The 15,865-nt window shown below is 68.5% G+C and carries 16 protein-coding genes and 1 tRNA gene; 11 read left to right on the top strand and 6 right to left on the bottom strand.

The annotated features are described in order from the left end of the window. Nucleotides 1–131 precede the first annotated feature (131 nt). Nucleotides 132–443 carry a hypothetical protein gene (locus J7I44_RS02950; protein WP_209615467.1) on the bottom strand — a complete coding sequence of 104 codons (312 nt, stop codon included), beginning with the start codon at nt 441–443 and terminating at the stop codon, nt 132–134. 184 nt (nt 444–627) lie between these two features. Here J7I44_RS02950 and J7I44_RS02945 point away from each other — a divergent pair, with 184 nt between their 5' ends. The 8 genes from J7I44_RS02945 (at nt 628) to J7I44_RS02910 (ending at nt 6,631) form a co-directional block, all read left to right on the top strand. Beyond that, the gene (locus J7I44_RS02945) at nt 628–1,599 is read left to right on the top strand and encodes a biotin--[acetyl-CoA-carboxylase] ligase (RefSeq protein ID WP_209615464.1); all 972 of its coding nucleotides are present in this window, start codon (nt 628–630) and stop codon (nt 1,597–1,599) included. Continuing rightward, the gene (locus tag J7I44_RS02940) at nt 1,596–2,351 is read left to right on the top strand and encodes a type III pantothenate kinase (RefSeq protein ID WP_209615461.1); all 756 of its coding nucleotides are present in this window, start codon (nt 1,596–1,598) and stop codon (nt 2,349–2,351) included. The genes J7I44_RS02945 and J7I44_RS02940 overlap by 4 nt, the downstream gene beginning before the upstream one ends. A 26-nt stretch (nt 2,352–2,377) precedes the next feature. Further along, nucleotides 2,378–3,049, top strand: a complete 672-nt coding sequence (locus J7I44_RS02935) for an SPOR domain-containing protein (RefSeq protein ID WP_209615458.1) — start codon at nt 2,378–2,380, stop codon at nt 3,047–3,049. 74 nt (nt 3,050–3,123) lie between these two features. Then, a tRNA-Thr gene (locus tag J7I44_RS02930) sits at nt 3,124–3,199 on the top strand. Nucleotides 3,200–3,245: 46 nt separating this feature from the next. Then, the gene (gene rocF / locus J7I44_RS02925) at nt 3,246–4,160 is read left to right on the top strand and encodes an arginase (protein WP_209615455.1); all 915 of its coding nucleotides are present in this window, start codon (nt 3,246–3,248) and stop codon (nt 4,158–4,160) included. A gap of 120 nt (nt 4,161–4,280) precedes the next feature. Further along, nucleotides 4,281–5,639 carry a tryptophan--tRNA ligase gene (locus J7I44_RS02920; protein ID WP_209615452.1) on the top strand — a complete coding sequence of 453 codons (1,359 nt, stop codon included), beginning with the start codon at nt 4,281–4,283 and terminating at the stop codon, nt 5,637–5,639. Nucleotides 5,640–5,649: 10 nt separating this feature from the next. Next, nucleotides 5,650–5,979: a hypothetical protein gene (locus J7I44_RS02915; protein ID WP_209615449.1), complete on the top strand. Its 330-nt coding sequence runs from the start codon at nt 5,650–5,652 to the stop codon at nt 5,977–5,979. Nucleotides 5,980–5,986: 7 nt separating this feature from the next. Beyond that, a complete protein-coding gene (locus tag J7I44_RS02910; protein WP_209615447.1) occupies nt 5,987–6,631 on the top strand; it encodes a DUF6348 family protein in 645 nt (214 codons plus the stop codon). Nucleotides 6,632–6,733: 102 nt separating this feature from the next. Here the strand turns inward: J7I44_RS02910 and J7I44_RS02905 are convergent, their stop codons facing one another. The 4 genes from J7I44_RS02905 to pdhA all read right to left on the bottom strand — a co-directional run bounded on the left by J7I44_RS02905 (nt 6,734) and on the right by pdhA (nt 10,856). Next, nucleotides 6,734–7,117 carry a VOC family protein gene (locus J7I44_RS02905; protein WP_209615444.1) on the bottom strand — a complete coding sequence of 128 codons (384 nt, stop codon included), beginning with the start codon at nt 7,115–7,117 and terminating at the stop codon, nt 6,734–6,736. Nucleotides 7,118–7,283: 166 nt separating this feature from the next. Further along, nucleotides 7,284–8,672, bottom strand: coding sequence for a dihydrolipoamide acetyltransferase family protein (locus J7I44_RS02900; RefSeq protein ID WP_209615441.1), 1,389 nt, complete (start codon nt 8,670–8,672; stop codon nt 7,284–7,286). A gap of 114 nt (nt 8,673–8,786) precedes the next feature. Further along, entirely contained in the window at nt 8,787–9,767 is a 981-nt protein-coding gene (locus J7I44_RS02895; RefSeq protein ID WP_209615438.1) for an alpha-ketoacid dehydrogenase subunit beta, read from the bottom strand. A 3-nt stretch (nt 9,768–9,770) separates the two neighbouring features. After that, nucleotides 9,771–10,856: a pyruvate dehydrogenase (acetyl-transferring) E1 component subunit alpha gene (pdhA, locus tag J7I44_RS02890; RefSeq protein WP_209615435.1), complete on the bottom strand. Its 1,086-nt coding sequence runs from the start codon at nt 10,854–10,856 to the stop codon at nt 9,771–9,773. A 395-nt stretch (nt 10,857–11,251) separates the two neighbouring features. Here pdhA and J7I44_RS02885 point away from each other — a divergent pair, with 395 nt between their 5' ends. Together J7I44_RS02885 and J7I44_RS02880 are read left to right on the top strand one after the other, a co-directional pair. Further along, complete coding sequence (locus J7I44_RS02885) at nt 11,252–12,094, top strand: tryptophan 2,3-dioxygenase (RefSeq protein WP_209615432.1); 843 nt, start codon at nt 11,252–11,254, stop codon at nt 12,092–12,094. 160 nt (nt 12,095–12,254) lie between these two features. After that, nucleotides 12,255–13,763 (top strand): peptide MFS transporter, encoded by a 1,509-nt coding sequence (locus J7I44_RS02880; protein ID WP_209615428.1) that lies wholly within the window; start codon nt 12,255–12,257, stop codon nt 13,761–13,763. A 125-nt stretch (nt 13,764–13,888) separates the two neighbouring features. On the opposite strand, the gene J7I44_RS02875 is transcribed toward J7I44_RS02880, so the two are convergent. Continuing rightward, nucleotides 13,889–14,362 (bottom strand): MarR family winged helix-turn-helix transcriptional regulator, encoded by a 474-nt coding sequence (locus tag J7I44_RS02875; protein ID WP_209615425.1) that lies wholly within the window; start codon nt 14,360–14,362, stop codon nt 13,889–13,891. Between the two features lie 136 nt (nt 14,363–14,498). Here J7I44_RS02875 and hppD point away from each other — a divergent pair, with 136 nt between their 5' ends. Then, nucleotides 14,499–15,593 (top strand): 4-hydroxyphenylpyruvate dioxygenase, encoded by a 1,095-nt coding sequence (gene hppD, locus J7I44_RS02870; protein ID WP_209615422.1) that lies wholly within the window; start codon nt 14,499–14,501, stop codon nt 15,591–15,593. The last annotated feature ends 272 nt before the right edge of the window (nt 15,594–15,865 follow it).

Raw genomic sequence — 15,865 nt, 5'->3', positions numbered from 1 at the left:
AACTTTGTTCCGCCATTTTCCGTCCGTCATTCCCGCATGCGCCGGAATGGCGTGGTGTTGAGGCAGCCGAAGCTCTCCTCTGGGACTCGACGCTGATCAGACTGTCCGAAAGGCGACGGAGCAGACCCGGGTTACTGGATCGAACCGGGCAACAGCGACTGCCAGCCCAGGCTGCTGCGGCGGCTGGCACGCGGATGGGGCGTCATGGCGCCGCCACCGCCGCCGGTGCTGCTGTCGTCGGCACTGTCGCCGGCAGCGTCGGGCAGGATGCAATCGTGGTTGGCGCCCGAGCTGTCGCTGCCCGCGCCGCCACCGTCGTGGCTGCCGCTGTCGATGGTCGCGTGCGGGGCGGTGGGATCCTGGGTGGACACGCCCATCGCCGACGCGGTGCCGATGCTGGCAAGCGCGAGTAGGCATCCGAACAGGCTGCGTTTCAGTTCCATGGCGATCAACCCCTTGATCCACCGGCCAAGGCTCCGGATCGTCGCAGAAACCCGAGGGGGTTGCCAGTGCCCGGCGCGAGCGGTGCCGCGGCGTGACCGGGCGCCGGAACGGCTAGAATCTCCCGATGCGCGAGACCCCTTTCCCCGCCCGCGTTGCCGGGTCCGACCCTGGAGCATGCGGCTGATGCAGGCCCAACAACTGCTGGCCGCCCTGGCCTCCGGCGAAGCCGTCTCCGGCGCCCAGCTCGCCGACCGCGCGGGTGTCACCCGCGCGGCGATCTGGAAGCAGGTCGAGACGTTGCGCGCGCGTGGCTTGCCGGTCGAAGCGCGCGGCGCGGCCGGCTACCGCCTGCCGTGGCCGGTGCAGTTGCTCGATCCGGCGCGAATCCGCGCCGCGCTGCCACGTGCCTGCGCCTCGCGCCTGGGGGCGCTGGAGGTGCATTGGGAACTGGATTCGACCTCCAGCGAACTGCAGCGTCGGCTGGTCGATGCGGCTGACCTGTCCATGGTGCTCGCCGAAACGCAGACCGCCGGTCGCGGCCGTCGCGGGCGCAGTTGGCTGTCGCCGCCGGGACTCAATCTGTATCTCTCCTGCCTCAAGCGTTTCGATCGCGGTTTCGCCGCGCTCTCGGGGCTGTCGCTGGCGGTCGGCACCATGGTGCTGCGCGCGATCGACTCGCTCGGCATCGAGGGTGCGGGCCTCAAGTGGCCGAACGACGTGCTGGCCGGCGGCGGCAAACTCGCCGGCGTGCTGGTGGAACTCAGCGGCGAGTATCAAGGGCCGTGCGCGGCGGTGATCGGCGTGGGTCTCAACCTGCGCCTGACCGAGGCGCTGCGGGAACAGGCCGGGCAGCCGGCTTGCGACCTGGCCACGCTGGCCACCGAGATGCCCGAGCGCAACCTGGTGGCCGCCCGGCTGATCGCCGCGCTGGTGGAGGGTTTGCGCGAATTCGAGCGGCACGGCTTCGCGCCTTTCGCCCAGGACTACGCCCGGCACGACCTGCTCGCCGGGCGCCAGCTCAAGCTCAGCGGCGCGCAGGGCCATGTCGAGGGCGTGGGTGCCGGCGTCGACGCGCGCGGCGCGCTGCAGGTTCGCCTGGCCAACGGCGAGTTGCGCTCGATCGACAGCGCGGACGTCACGGTCCGCCGCGCATGAGGCTGCTGCTGGACCTGGGCAACACGCGCCTGAAATGGGCGCTGGAGGACCACGTTCGCTGGCACGCCCAGGGCGCGGCGGCCTGGAACGAGGACCTGGCACTGCTCGCCGCCACCTGGCAGACCCTGCCGGCGCCGACGGCGGCTTTCGGCGCGTCGGTGGTCGATACCGAACGCGAGCGCGCGGTGGCGGCACAGGTACACGCGCTGTTCGGGTGCGAGGTCACCTGGTTGCGCACCCCGGCGACGGCCTGCGGCGTGCGCAATGCCTACCCCGAGCCGGGACGGCTCGGTGTCGACCGCTTCCTGGCGATGGTCGCGGCCCGCGCCGCGGGCGCGGGCGACTGCGTGCTGGTCGGCGTCGGTACCGCGCTCACGCTCGATGCACTGGCCGCGGATGGCCGGCACCTGGGCGGCCTGATCGCCCCCGGCCCACGGCTTATGCAACAAGCGCTGCTCGGTGCCACCGCACAAGTGCGCCCGCGTGGCGATGGCGTACTGGTCGACGCGGCCGACAATACGGCCGACGCGGTCGTTTCCGGCTGTTGGCAGGCGGCCGCCGCACTGGTCGAACGCTTCGTCGCGCGCATGACGCCACGCTTGGGCGCTGTTCCGACGGTGCGCCTCGATGGCGGTGACGCCGCCGGCCTGGTGGCGCTGCTCGGCCTGCACACGACGATGGTCGAGCATGGCGTGTTGCACGGCCTGGCCGTGTGGGCGCAGGCACAGTCAGGTACCGCCACGACGCCCTAAGATAGGCGTCCACCCGGGGGAGTCCGATGTTCCTGCGCCTGCTGTTCGTCCTGCTGATCGCGCTCAATATCGCGGTGGGTGCCTGGCTGGTGCTCGGCCAGGACGACTCGCACGGGCGCAGCGTGACCGATCCGGGCGTGCCGATGCTGCACCTGTTGTCCGAGCAGACGCCACCGTCGCGGCCGGCCATCCCATCACCGGCCACCGTCCCGGCGCCCGCTGCAAGTACGGCGGCAGCGCTGGAAACGCGCTGCCTGGCGATCGGCCCGTTCGATACCCCGCAAGACCTGCGCAACGCCCGTACCGCACTGACCGGGCCGGGCGTGCGCATGCGCTCGCGCCAGGAGCAGACCACCGAGACGCGCGCCTGGTGGGTCTACCTGCCCGCGCCCGGTGCCCGCGCCCAGGCACTCGCGCTGGCGCGACGGCTGGAAGCGGCGAACGTCGGCGACTACTTCGTCATGAGCTCGGGCGACCAGTCCAACGCCATCTCGCTGGGTCTGTTCAAGGACCCGGCCAACGCGCGCAAGCGCCGTGACGAGGTCACCACGGCCGGCTTTCCCGCGCAGATCCAGGAACGCACCGAGCAGGTGCCCGAATACTGGCTCGACCTGGTCGTCGCCGACGGTGCCCGCTTCGACTGGCAGGGCCGGGTCCGCACCGCGGGGATCGGGTCGCACAGCACGACCTGCTTCTAGGCGCGTCCGGCAGCGGCCCGTCCGCCAGTGGGGCGCGTCGGCGCCCTGCCTGCTAGACTTCATGCCTTCTCAAGGCCGGCATAGCTCAGTTGGTAGAGCAACTGATTTGTAATCAGTAGGTCGCGGGTTCGACTCCTGCTGCCGGCACCACCGCGCGCCAGCGCGCGCGGGCATCCCACCGGACGGACGAGGCCTTATGACCCAGCAGACAGTCAGCCTGATTGGCGTACCCACGGATATCGGCGCGGGCCATCGCGGCGCCTCGATGGGGCCGGAGGCGCTGCGTGTGGCCGGGCTGGGTGAGCGGCTGGTCGCGCGGGGCCTGAAGGTGGTCGATCGCGGCAACCTGCAGGGGCCGCTCAATCCCTGGCTGCCGCCGGACAACGGCTATCGGCACCTGGACGAGGTGGCGACCTGGAACATGGCCGTCCATACCGCGGTGCGCCAGGAGCTGCAGGCCGGCCGCATCCCGGTGATGCTCGGTGGCGACCATTGCCTGGCGATCGGCTCGATTTCCGCCGTCGCGGACTACTGCCGCGACCAGGGCAAGAAACTGCGCGTGCTGTGGCTGGACGCCCATGCCGACTTCAACACCTCCAACGCGACACCCTCGGGCAATATCCACGGCATGCCGGTCGCCTGCCTGTGCGGTAACGGTCCGGCCGAGCTCGTCGGCATCGGCAACCACACGCCCTCCACCACCCCGGACGTGTTCCGCCAGATCGGCATCCGCTCGGTCGACGATGGCGAGAAGAAGCTGGTGCGCGAGTACGGCATGAAGGTCTTCGACATGCGCCATATCGACGAGGTCGGCATGAAGCGCACGATGGAGGAGGCTCTGGCCGGCCTCGACGAGGACACCCACCTGCACGTCAGCTTCGACGTCGACTTCCTCGATCCGCCGATCGCCCCGGGTGTGGGCACCACCGTGAGCGGCGGTCCGACCTACCGCGAGGCGCAGTTGTGCATGGAGATGATCGCCGACACCGGCCGGCTGGCCTCGCTGGACATCGTCGAGCTCAACCCCGCCTATGACGTGCACAACCAGACCGGCGAACTGGCGGTGGAACTGGTCGAGTCGCTGTTCGGCAAATCCACGCTGATCCGCTGAGCGTCTTGGCGTCACTGCGGCAGAACCGCGCATACCGGCGCGATCCCTGAGCGCCTATCATCTCCCGGCTGGCGGCATGACATCGCCCAGCCCGCGTCCCCGCATCCTTTGAATCGAGCCATGAACCGAACCCGCGTCCTCACCGGCATCACCACCACCGGTACTCCGCATCTCGGCAATTACGCCGGCGCGATCCGCCCGGCGATCGCCGCGAGCCGGCGCGAGGACGTCGATGCGTTTTTCTTCATGGCCGACTACCACGCGCTGATCAAGAGCGACGATCCGGCACGCGTGGCGCGCTCCCGCCTGGAAATCGCGGCGAGCTGGCTGGCCTGCGGCCTCGATCCGGAGCGGGTGACCTTCTATCGCCAGTCGGACATCCCCGAGATTCCCGAGCTCACCTGGCTGCTGACCTGCGTCACCGCCAAGGGCCTGCTCAACCGCGCGCACGCCTATAAGGCGGCGGTCGACCGCAACGTCGAGACCGGCGAGGACCCGGACGCAGGCGTGACCGCGGGCCTGTACATGTACCCGGTGCTGATGGCCGCCGACATCCTCGCTTTCGACGCGCACAAGGTGCCGGTGGGCCGCGACCAGATCCAGCACCTGGAGATGGCGCGCGACATCGCGCAGCGCTTCAACCACATCTACGGCGAGGACTTCTTCGTGCTGCCGGAAGTGCAGATCGAGGAACAGGTCGCGACGCTGCCGGGCCTGGACGGGCGCAAGATGTCCAAGAGCTACGACAACACGATTCCGCTGTTCGCCGGCGGCGCCAGGGCGCTGCGCGAGGCGGTGATGCGCATCGTCACCGACTCGCGCCTGCCGGGCGAGCCGAAGGATCCGGAGAGCTCCTCGCTGTACACGCTCTACCGCGCCTTCGCCAGCGATACCGACGCCGCCGCGTTCCGCAGTGCGCTCGAATCAGGCCTGTCCTGGGGCGAGGCCAAGCAGGCGCTGTTCGATCTGCTCGAAGGCCAGATCGCGCCGATGCGCGAGCGCTACGACGCACTGATCGCGCAGCCGGCGCACATCGAGGCGATCCTGCAGGACGGCGCACGCAAGGCGCGCGCGATCGCCACGCCGAAGATGGCGCGCCTGCGCGATGCGGTGGGGCTGGGCAGCCACGTGGTGTCCGCCAGCGCCGCCGACGCATCCAGGCCGCGGGCAGAGAAGCCGCCGCGCCTGGCCAGCTTCCGCGACGAGGACGGCCGCTTCCGCTTCCGCCTGTTCGCCGGCGATGGCGAAGAGCTGTTGCTATCGCGCGCCTTCGACGATCCCAAGGCGGCCGGCGTGGCGCAGAAGCAGCTCAGACAGGCCGGCGGCGCCGTTGCCCTGCGGCCCACGGCTACCGGCGTCGTGCTCGAACTCGATGGCAGCGAAGTCGGCAGCACGCCCGCCTATGCCGACGAGGCGGCGCGCGACCAGGCGCTGGGCCGGCTGCGCGAGGCGATCGCGCAGCTCGCCGGCGCCGCCTGAGGGCCTGAAGATGCTTCGTTATCTCGCGCTGCTTTTGCTTGCGCCCTGGCTGCTTGTGCTCGGGTGGGCTTACTTCACTTACCCCAAGAGCCTGCCGCGCACCGCCGCGCGTCGCGCGTTCGACTGGCTCGCCCTGGTGCTGGCGGCCATCGCGGCAGTGGTGAGCGCCGGCTGGGGGTTCGAGGCCGCGCCGCCGCCGCAGGTCGACGCGTTCGGCCGCGCCAGCGGCGCGATCTGGCAGCAGGTGTTGCCGGCCCTGCTCGGCTACGGCGCCTGCGTGGCCGTGCTGGTGCTGGCGATGCTGCTCCGCTTTCTGCTGTGGCGCCCGGCGCGCCGATGAGGCTGCGATGACATCCGAAAAGCTGCACGCCCAACTGGCCCGCCTGTTCGAGCGGCATGAGGTGGAGCTGGAGCCGGACGAGGACTGGTTGCTGACCGACGGCGACTACCCCGCGTTGCGTGCGCACTGGCAGGACGCGTCCGCACCGGATCAGCCCGGCCGCCTGGACCTCGACCTGGTGCTGGAAGAGGACCGCCAGATCGAGCTCAGCTACGCCGGCAACGGCCAGGGCGAGGCGGGCTGGCGCGATGCGCTGGAGCGGTTCGCGCGCAGCGACCTGCCGGTGCTGCTGGCCGCCTGCTGGTACGTCACCGACGAGCGCAAGCTCGACCTGGCGCAATGGGCGATCGGCCTGCGTCAATGGGACGCCTTCATCGGTCGCCTGGCGGTGGAGGGCGCCGACATCGCCGTGCCGCCCGGCGTCGTGGCCAGCGTGGCCAATGCGCTGAAGGGCGAATCGCTCGCTCCCCACTTGCACTGTATCCGCTTGTTCCTGCGCCGTGCCGCCGACGGCACCGTGTCCACCGAGGTGCTGCTCGACAACGCGCCCTGGCCGGCCGCCGACCGCGCACTGGCGGGGCTGGCATGGCCCGCCAGTGCGCAGGCCTACGACGTGCGTAGCCTTATCGCGCTCGACGTGCACGACTACTGACCTCAGGCACCTCGCATGACCGCGTTCGCGGATGGGGCGGTCCTATTGCAGGACGCTGGCCGGGGCCGGCACTGGACGACCGCCAACGGCCAGGCTACCGGCTCACTCCCAACGATTGAGATGCGGGCCGAAGCGCTCGCGCTGCTTCTGGATCACGCAGAAGCGGTGCCCGGTCGGCGCCTGCATCACCCACCAGCGCTCCCGGACGAAGGCGATGGCGCGCGCGCCGAGCGCTTCCAGGCGTGCCACCTCCGCGTCTAGGTCATCGGTTTCGATGTCCAGGTGTACGCGGCTTTCGTGGGCAACCTTCTGTAGCAGGATGATCGGCTCGTCGTCGGCCGTGGCGAGCGCGGCATAGCGCCCGTCGCCGTCCTGGTCGGCATCCTCGACGGGCTTGCCCAGCGCGGCGCTCCAGAAGCGGGTGGCCGGCGCCAGGTCGTCGAGCTGGCAATCGAGCACGATGGTGCTGAGGCGGCTGTGGTGCATGGAAGGCCTCCGTTGAATTGGAGGCAGAGCGTGCGCCCGGTGGTGTGAAAAGGAAACGGAGCGCCGGGCGCTCCGTTTCCTTTTTCCTGATGATGGGCGTTCGCCGCCCATCGACCTGCGCAAGCCTCGCTCCGGCCCGGCCGGAGTGGTTGCGAGGTTCTTGTCGTTACTGCGGCAGCGCCAGATCGTCCAGCAACGCCTTGAGGAAGCGCGCCGCTTCGCCACCGGTGGCGGCGCGGTGATCGAAGGTCAGGCTGATCGGCATGCGGCGGTGCACTTCGATGCCGCCCATCACCGCGACCACGTCGTGGCTGAGCTTGCCGGCGCCCACGATCGCCACGCAAGGCGGCACCACCACGGGGGTGGCGTAGCGGCCGGCGAACATGCCGAAGTTGGACAGGCTGATGGTGTAGCCGGACAGCTCCGACGACGGGATCGTGCGGTCCTCGACCTGGCTGCGCAGGCGCTTGATCGCGGCGCGCACGCCGGCGCCGTCGAGCACGTCGGCGTTGCGCAGGGCCGGCACGAACAGGCCGTCGTCGGTGTCCACCGCGATGCCGATGTCGACGTGGCGGTGCATCGTGCGGGTGAGGTTCTTGCCGTCGAACCAGGCGTTGAGCGCCGGCACCGCCTTGCAGGCGGCCACGATGGAGCGGATCAGGCGCGCGGTGATGTCCTGCTTGCCGATCCAGGCGTGCAGGTCGGCGTCGTCGACCAGCGTGGTCGGCACGACCTGGGCGTGGGCCTCGGCCATCACGCGGGCCATGTTGCGACGCACACCCTTCAACTGCTCGGGCTGGCCGGTGGCCGGCTGCGACGGCGGCGCGGTGCGCACCGGCTTGCCGGCCAGCGACACCGGGCCGCGCTGCGGGGTGGGGCCGGGCTCGGGCAGTTCCGGTGCCAGGTGGCGGCCGGCCGAGGCTGGCACCGCACGCGCCGGAGTGCCGCCGAGCGGGGCGCTGCCGTTGGCGGCGGCGTCCTTGACGTCCTTCATGGTGACCACGCCGTCGGCGCCGGTGGGCTTGACGCGGGTGAGGTCGACCTTGAGTTTCTTCGCCAGCGCGCGCACGGCCGGCACGGCCTTGACGCCACCGATGCTGGCGGCCTGCTCGACGTGCACGGTGTTGCCGCTGACCATGGCGCCGACCACGGTGCCTTCGTCCTCGCGGTCCTTGCCGCCGGTCTCGACCTCGCCACCCTCGTCGGAGGCGACGACCTTGTGGCCGTCATCCGGCGCGGGGCTGCCGACGCTCTTCTTCGGGCCGTGATGGTGGCCGGTGGACTCGGCCTCGGCGCGCTGCTTGGCGTTCGGATCCGGCTCGAAGTCGGCCAGCGCGGCGCCGGTCTCGATCACGTCGCCCGCGGCGCCGTACAGCTTGGTCACCTTGCCGGTGTAGGGCGAGGGCACCTCGACCACCGCCTTGGCGGTTTCCATCGAGGCCAGCGGGGCGTCGAGCTTGATCGTGTCGCCGACCTTCACGTGCCATTCGACGATGGTCGCGTCGGGCAGGCCTTCGCCGAGGTCGGGGAGGTGGAACGTCTTGATGTCAGCCATGGGAGATCCGGGAATGGGAAATGGGGAATGGGGAATCGTAAGAGCGAGGTCGGGAAGGGCGCGCTTTGGCTCCTGCCATTCCCGATTTCCTATTGACGATTCCCGGCCGTCAATTCAGCTTGCCGCCAACGTGCGCTTGGCCGCTTCCACCACGCGCTCGGTGCTGGGCAGGTACTTCATTTCCAGGCGGAACAGCGGGATGTGCGTGTCGAAGCCGGTCACGCGCTCGACCGGCGCGAGCAGGTCGTACATGCATTCCTCGGCCAGGCGCGCGGCGATCTCGGCGCCGAAGCCGGCGGTCTTGGGCGCCTCGTGCACGATCACGCAGCGGCCGGTCTTGGCCACCGACTCGGCAATCGTGTCGAAGTCCAGCGGGGTCAGCGTGGCGACGTCGATCACTTCGGCGCTGATGCCCTCGGCGGCCAGCGCGTCGGCCGCTTCCAGGGTCTCCTTCACCTGCGCGCCCCAGGTCACCAGGGTCACGTCGGTGCCGTCGCGCAGCACGAAGCACACGTCCAGCGGCAGCGCCTCGCCGTCGTCCGGTACCTCTTCCTTGTACTGGCGGTAGATGCGCTTGGGCTCGAAGAACATCACCGGATCCGGATCGCGGATCGCCGCCAGCAGCAGGCCGTAGGCGCGCGCCGGCGAGGAGGGCAGCACCACGCGCAGGCCCGGGATGTTGGTGAACAGGTGCTCGTTCGCCTCGGAATGATGCTCCGGCGCGCGGATGCCGCCGCCCCACGGGGCGCGCCACACCGCCGGCACGGTGATGCGGCCGCGGGTGCGGTTGCGCAGGCGCGCGGCGTGGCAGGCGATCTGCTCCATCATCGGGTAGATGAAGCCCTCGAACTGCGCCTCGGCGACCGGCTTCATGCCTTGGGCGGCCATGCCGACGGTGACGCCGGCGATGGTGGTTTCGTCCAGCGGCGTGTCGAGCACGCGCAGCTCGCCGAACTTCTCCTGCAGGCCCTGGGTGGCGCGGAATACGCCGCCGTTGACGCCCACGTCCTCACCCAGCACCACGACCGATTCGTCGTGCGCCATCTCGTAGGCGAGTGCCTGGGTGACTGCTTCGATAAGGGTGATCTGTGCCATGACTTAGTGCGCCTTGTTTTCCAGCGAGAGCGCGAGGTCGCGCTGCTTTTCCAGGTCGGCGGGAATTTCCGCGAAGGTGTAGTCGAACATCGCGCTGACCGGCTGGGTCTTGGTCTCGAGGTAGGCATTGACCTCGTTGTCCATCCAGTCGTCGCACTCGGCCTTCCAGGCCTCTTCCTTCTTGTCGTCCCACACCTTCCTGGCCACCAGCCAGTTCTTCAGGCGCTTGACCGGGTCCTTCGCCCAGGCGTCCTTGACCTCCTGCTCGCCGCGGTAGCGGCGCGCGTCGTCGGCGGTGGTGTGGTCGCCCAGGCGGTAGGTGACCGCCTCGATGACGCTGCCGCCTTCGCCGTTGCGGGCGCGCTCGAGCGCGTCCTCCATCGCCTTGCGCACCGCGATGATGTCGTTGCCGTCGACCTGGATGCAGTACAGGCCCGCGGCGATGCCCTTCTGCGCGAGCGTCGGCGCGCCGGACTGGATCTTGCGCGGCACCGAGATCGCCCACTGGTTATTCACGATGACGGCGACCATCGGCAGGTTCTGCGCGCCGGCGATGTTGATCGCGCCGTAGAAGTCGCCCTTGGACGAACCGCCGTCGCCGATGGTGCACACCGCCACCCGCTTCTCGCCGCGGATCTTGAAGGCGAGCGCGGAACCGGCCGCATGCAGGCACTGCGTGGCGATCGGCACCGACCAGGCGAAATCGTGGCGCGCCGGCTCGTTCTGGTAGTCGTTGCCGCGCTCGTCGCCGCCCCAGTACATGTAGACCTCGCGCGGCTGCACGCCGCGGTAGAGCTGCGCGCCGTATTCGCGGTAGCTCGGCGCCAGCACGTCCTCGGGCTTCATGGCACTGCCGATGCCCACGTGCGCGGCCTCGTGGCCCAGGCAGGAGGCGTAGGTGCCGAGCTTGCCGGTGCGCTGCAGCGCGATCGACTTGGCGTCGAACACGCGGGTGGAGAGCATCAGCTTGTACAGCTCGACCATCTGGTCGAGGTCCTGCGCGAACGCAGGCAGATCGTCACGCACCTGCTTGCCCTCGGCGTCGAGGTATTGCAGATACTCGATTTCAAACTTGGCGGCGATGGACACGACTCGCTCCCGTGAAGGTGGAGTGGAGATGGGATACGTTGGGGGAGGCGGCGGCCCATCCAGTGGGGCCAGGCACGCGCAAACGGCCCGAAAAGACCGCCTTTGATAGCAGGCGCGCGTGTTGCGCTGCAAGGTACGGTGCAACATGCGCGGGCGTGTGGAAGGTCCGGCGAGGCGCCGCGCAAGGGCCTGGATCGCCCACTCCTGCAGCGTTCCCGCAGGGAGTGCCCTTGGGCGCGACCTGAGGCCCGCGGTCGCGCCCAAGGGCGCTCCTACGGCAGACAGCTGCTGTCGCATCCGTGGGGACCGCCGCTGCGCTTGTCCTGGATCAGGAGCGCCTGCGAAACACCCCCGTTACCATGGCCGCCTGGATCGGAAGGGACGAAAAGCACTCCATGGGCGACAACCAGCGCGATCTCGAAACCGGCATCGAGACGGACCTCAACGGCAAGATGACCTACGGCGGCTACCTGCAGCTGGGCACGCTGCTGTCCGCGCAGCGGCCACTCACCAGCCACCACGATGAAATGTTGTTCATCGTGCAGCATCATGTCTCGGAGCTGTGGATGAAGTTGATCATCCACGAGCTGAAGGCGGCGATCGACGACCTGCGCCGGGACGACGTGGACGCCTGCCTGAAGGTGCTGGCCCGCGTGAAGCAGGTGCAACGCCAGTTGTTCGAGCAGTGGGCGGTGCTGGAGACGCTCACGCCCGCCGAATACCTGGAATTCCGCGACATGCTGGGGCCCTCCTCGGGCTTCCAGTCGCTGCAGTACCGCCTGATCGAGTTCGCGCTGGGCAACAAGCACGCCGACATGCTGGCGGTGTTCGCCTACGACCCGGCCGCGCAGGCGCAACTGCGCGAAGTGCTGGAGGCGCCCAGCCTGTACGACGAGTTCCTGCGCTACCTGGCCCGGCGTGGCCACGCGATACCGGCTGGCGTGGTCGAGCGCGACTGGAGCCGGCCCTACCAGCGCAACGAGGCGCTGCTGCCGGTGCTCAAGCGGATCTACGAGCAGCGCGGCGAGTTCTGGCCGGAGTACCACCTGTGCGAGCAACTGGTGGACGTGGAGGAAAGCTTCCAGCTCTGGCGATTCCGCCATATGAAGACCGTGGAGCGGATCATCGGGCACCGGCGGGGCACCGGTGGCTCCTCGGGTGTGTCGTTCCTGAAGAAGGCGCTGGAGCTGGAGTTCTTCCCGGAGCTGCTGGACGTGCGCACGGTTCTGGGTACGTGAGATACCTGTAGGAGCGCACCCTGTGCGCGACCGTGATGCGTGGCGGTCGCGCACGGGTGCGCTCCTACCGTAAAGCCGCCATTGACGTGGCGCCCTCGCGCCGGTTACACGTCACCGGTTGGCGCGCGCCTGGCGCGTCCCTCCACGCCAAGGGGAATCCATGACCCAGACCGCCGAAACCACGCCGGCCGCGGCGCCCGACTATCCGCAGTTGCTCGGCCATCCGCGTCCGCTGTGGATGCTCTTCATGACCGAGTTCTGGGAGCGCTTCGCCTACTACAGCGTGAGCTGGGCGCTGGTGCTCTACATCGTGGCGCAGTTCTTCAACGGCGATCCGTCGGGGCAGGGCTGGGCCGCCGGCATCTATGGCGCCTACACCGCGCTGATCTACGCGGCCTCGATCTTCGGCGGCTACGTGGCCGACCGCGTGATCGGCTACCAGCGCTCGATCCTGCTGGGCGCGGCGGTGATGGCCGCCGGCCTGTTCACGCTGCTGGTGCCGAGCAAGCCGCTGATGATGCTCGGCCTGGCGTTGGTGATCGCCGGCGACGGGCTGTTCAAACCGAACATCTCGACCATGGTGGGCCAGCTTTATGGCCGCGACGATCCGCGACGCGACCGCGGCTTCACCCTGTTCTACATGGGTATCAACGCCGGCGCCTTCGTCGCGCCGCTGCTGACCGGCTGGATGGCGGCCCATTTCACCGACACACCGATGCAGCAGAACTACCGCATCGTGTTCGGTGCCGCCGGCGTGGGCATGCTGCTGAGCTTCCTGTGGTTCTGGTTCGGCCGCCGTGGCCTCAAGGGCGTGGGCCGTCCCCTGGCGGGCATGGAAAACCGCCTGCGTGTGCTGTGGGTGCTGATTGGCACCGCGGTGGCCGTACCGCTGATCTACGCACTGCTGGCCTACGTCGGCGCCGAGGGTCTGCAGTGGCTGCTGGGCGTGCTGTTCATCGGCGTGGCGGCCGCGTTGATCGTCGAGGCGATGCGCCATGACCGGGTGCAGTTGCACCGGGTGATCGCCATGCTGATCGTGTTCGTCTTCAGCGTGGTGTTCTGGACGTTCTACTTCCAGTTCGGTACCTCGCTCAACTTCCTGGCCGAGAACTGGGTCGATCGCGAGATGTTCGGTGGTTGGGTGTTCCCGGTCGGCTGGTTCCAGTCGGTGACGCCGCTGGCGATCCTCACCTTCGCGCCGCTGCTGACGGTGGTGTGGGCGCTGCTGTCGCGTCGCAACGCCGAGCCGTCGATCCCGCGCAAGTTCAGCTTCGGCCTGATCTTCAACGGGCTGGGCTTCGTCGTGCTGGTGTACGCGCTCAAGGAGCTGCTCGGGCCGACCGGCCTGATCCCGTTCTGGCCGCTGGTGCTGTGCTACGTGATGCAGACGCTGGGCGAGCTGTGCCTGTCGCCGATCGGCCTGTCGATGGTGACCAAGCTCGCGCCGCCGCGGTTCGTCGGCCTGGCGATGGGCGGCTGGTTCCTGTCGCTGGCGGCCGGTGGCGATTTTTCCGGTCTGGTGGCCCGCTCGATCAGCGGCGAAAGCGGCATGACCGTCGCCTCCGCGCTGTCCGGCTTTACCTTCTGCTTCTGGGTGCTGGTCGGCTCGGGCGTGCTGCTGCTGCTGATCTCGCCGCCGATCAACAGGCTGATGCACGGCATCAAGTAACCACCCAACCGAGCCTTCCCCCGTCCCACGGGGGAAGGTGCCGACAGGCGGATGGGGGAAGCCTTGCCGGGTACCTCGGTAAAAATACGCACTCCGGGCACCTTCCCCCGCGAGCGGGGGAAGGATCAGCGACTTTCCGGCGGCATCAATTTGTCCAGGATGCGCTCGAGCCAGCTCTGTTCCTCGGCATCGAGTTTCTCCAGCAGCTCACGCTCGCGCGCCCGCGCCATCGGCGCCACCTGGTCGTGGATCGCCCAGCCGGCCTCGCTGAGATTCAGCACCGAGCGGCGCTTGTCGCCGTCATGGGTGGCCCGGTCCACGCGCCCGGCCTCGACCAGCCGCGCCAGCGCGCGACTTACCGCCACCTTGTCCATCGCCGTGCGCTCGGCCACCTCGCGCGCCGACAAGCCGTCGAAGCGCGCCAGCACGGCCATCACCCGCCACTCGGTGACCCCCAGGTCGAACCGCCGCTGGTAATCGTCGGCGATCGCCTGGCTGACCGTGTTGGACACGATCGACAGCTGGTAGGGCAGGAAGCGCTCCAGTTCGAGCGGTGCGTGCTCGGCCGGCGGGCGGACGGGTTGGCGCTTGGCTGGCACGGCAGCGCGGCTCCTTGCAAATGGTTTCATATGTAACTATAACGAAGATCTAGCCGGTTTCTTCGTGGCCCCCGCGCAAGCTCGTGGGCGTGGCCGCACCGCCCACTTTACGTCTTCGCCATTTGAGGAGAGCGCCATGAACGCCCAACCGAACCTCGGCATGCAGGTCACCACCTTCGAGAACCCGATGGGCATCGACGGCTTCGAGTTCGTCGAGTTCGCCGCGCCGGCCGGCCACGGCGGCGAGCTGCACGAGCTGTTCCGCAAGATGGGCTTCACCGCGGTGCTCAAGCACAAGACCCGCGCGATCACCGTGTACCGCCAGAACGGCGTGAACTTCCTGGTCAACGAGGATCCGGACTCCTTCGCCGCCGACTTCGCTGCCAAGCACGGCCCCTGCGCCTGCGGCTTCGCCATCCGCTTCAAGATGCCCGCCGACGAGGTGTGCCAGAAGGTGCTTGGCAACGGTGGCGAGGCGGTCGATCACAAGGCCGCCAGCAAGGCGGTGAACGCGCCGGTGGTCAAGGGCATCGGCGACTGCATGCTGTACCTGGTCGACCGCTACGGCGCCAAGGGCGACGTCTACGATGGCGACTACGAAGCCGTGCCGGGCGCCGAGCAGAATCCGAAGGGCTTTGGCCTGACCTTCATCGACCACCTCACGCACAACCTCTACTTCGGCAACATGCAGAAGTGGTCGGACTACTACGAGCGGCTTTTCAACTTCCGCGAGATCCGCTACTTCGACATCAAGGGCGCCAAGACGGGGCTGGTGTCGAAGGCGATGACCGCGCCGGACGGCATCGTGCGCATCCCGCTCAACGAGTCGAACGATCCGAAGAGCCAGATCAACGAATACCTGGACGCCTACCACGGCGAGGGCATCCAGCACATCGCCTGCTTCACCGACGACATCTACGAGACGGTGGAGAAGATGCGCGAGCAGGGCGTGGAATTCCTCGACACGCCCGACACCTATTTCGACGTGATCGACATGCGCATCCCCAACCACGGCGAGGACGTGCCGCGGCTGGCGAAGAACAAGATCCTGATCGACGCCGATCCGGAAACCAAGCAGCGCAAGCTGCTGCAGATCTTCACGCAGAACAACATCGGGCCGATCTTCTTCGAGATCATCCAGCGCAAGGGCAACGAAGGCTTCGGCGAGGGCAACTTCCAGGCGCTGTTCGAGAGCATCGAGCGGGATCAGATGAAGCGCGGCGTGCTTTGAGCATCGCGGCCCTCCGACTCCGCCGCTGCGCGGCTACGCTCAGGGCGAACGGCTGAAAAAAACGGGACTTTACGAAACACACAGGACCCTACAAAAAAACACCGGCCGCACTGAGCGTAGGCCCGAAGGGCCGAAGTCGAAGGGCAGTTCCCAAACGGAAAAGTGCTTCAAAAAAGCCGTTCGCCCTGAGCGTAGGCCTGAAGGGCCGGAGTCGAAGGGCAGTTCTCAAGCGGAAAAAGTGCTTCAAAAAATTCGTTCGCACTGAGCGTAGG

This window comes from Frateuria flava, assembly GCF_017837635.1.
GTDB lineage: Bacteria > Pseudomonadota > Gammaproteobacteria > Xanthomonadales > Rhodanobacteraceae > Frateuria_A > Frateuria_A flava.
This window is presented reverse-complemented; position numbering and strand designations above follow the sequence as displayed.

Coding starts and splice junctions, on each gene's coding strand:
- J7I44_RS02940 (WP_209615461.1), top strand. CDS start 1,596: ATGAGGCTGCTGCTGGACCTGGGCAACACGCGCCTGAAATGGGCGCTG.
- J7I44_RS02950 (WP_209615467.1), bottom strand. CDS start 443: ATGGAACTGAAACGCAGCCTGTTCGGATGCCTACTCGCGCTTGCCAGC.
- rocF (WP_209615455.1), top strand. CDS start 3,246: ATGACCCAGCAGACAGTCAGCCTGATTGGCGTACCCACGGATATCGGC.
- J7I44_RS02880 (WP_209615428.1), top strand. CDS start 12,255: ATGACCCAGACCGCCGAAACCACGCCGGCCGCGGCGCCCGACTATCCG.
- J7I44_RS02905 (WP_209615444.1), bottom strand. CDS start 7,117: ATGCACCACAGCCGCCTCAGCACCATCGTGCTCGATTGCCAGCTCGAC.
- J7I44_RS02935 (WP_209615458.1), top strand. CDS start 2,378: ATGTTCCTGCGCCTGCTGTTCGTCCTGCTGATCGCGCTCAATATCGCG.
- J7I44_RS02895 (WP_209615438.1), bottom strand. CDS start 9,767: ATGGCACAGATCACCCTTATCGAAGCAGTCACCCAGGCACTCGCCTAC.
- J7I44_RS02915 (WP_209615449.1), top strand. CDS start 5,650: ATGCTTCGTTATCTCGCGCTGCTTTTGCTTGCGCCCTGGCTGCTTGTG.
- J7I44_RS02910 (WP_209615447.1), top strand. CDS start 5,987: ATGACATCCGAAAAGCTGCACGCCCAACTGGCCCGCCTGTTCGAGCGG.
- hppD (WP_209615422.1), top strand. CDS start 14,499: ATGAACGCCCAACCGAACCTCGGCATGCAGGTCACCACCTTCGAGAAC.
- J7I44_RS02885 (WP_209615432.1), top strand. CDS start 11,252: ATGGGCGACAACCAGCGCGATCTCGAAACCGGCATCGAGACGGACCTC.
- J7I44_RS02900 (WP_209615441.1), bottom strand. CDS start 8,672: ATGGCTGACATCAAGACGTTCCACCTCCCCGACCTCGGCGAAGGCCTG.
- J7I44_RS02920 (WP_209615452.1), top strand. CDS start 4,281: ATGAACCGAACCCGCGTCCTCACCGGCATCACCACCACCGGTACTCCG.
- J7I44_RS02945 (WP_209615464.1), top strand. CDS start 628: ATGCAGGCCCAACAACTGCTGGCCGCCCTGGCCTCCGGCGAAGCCGTC.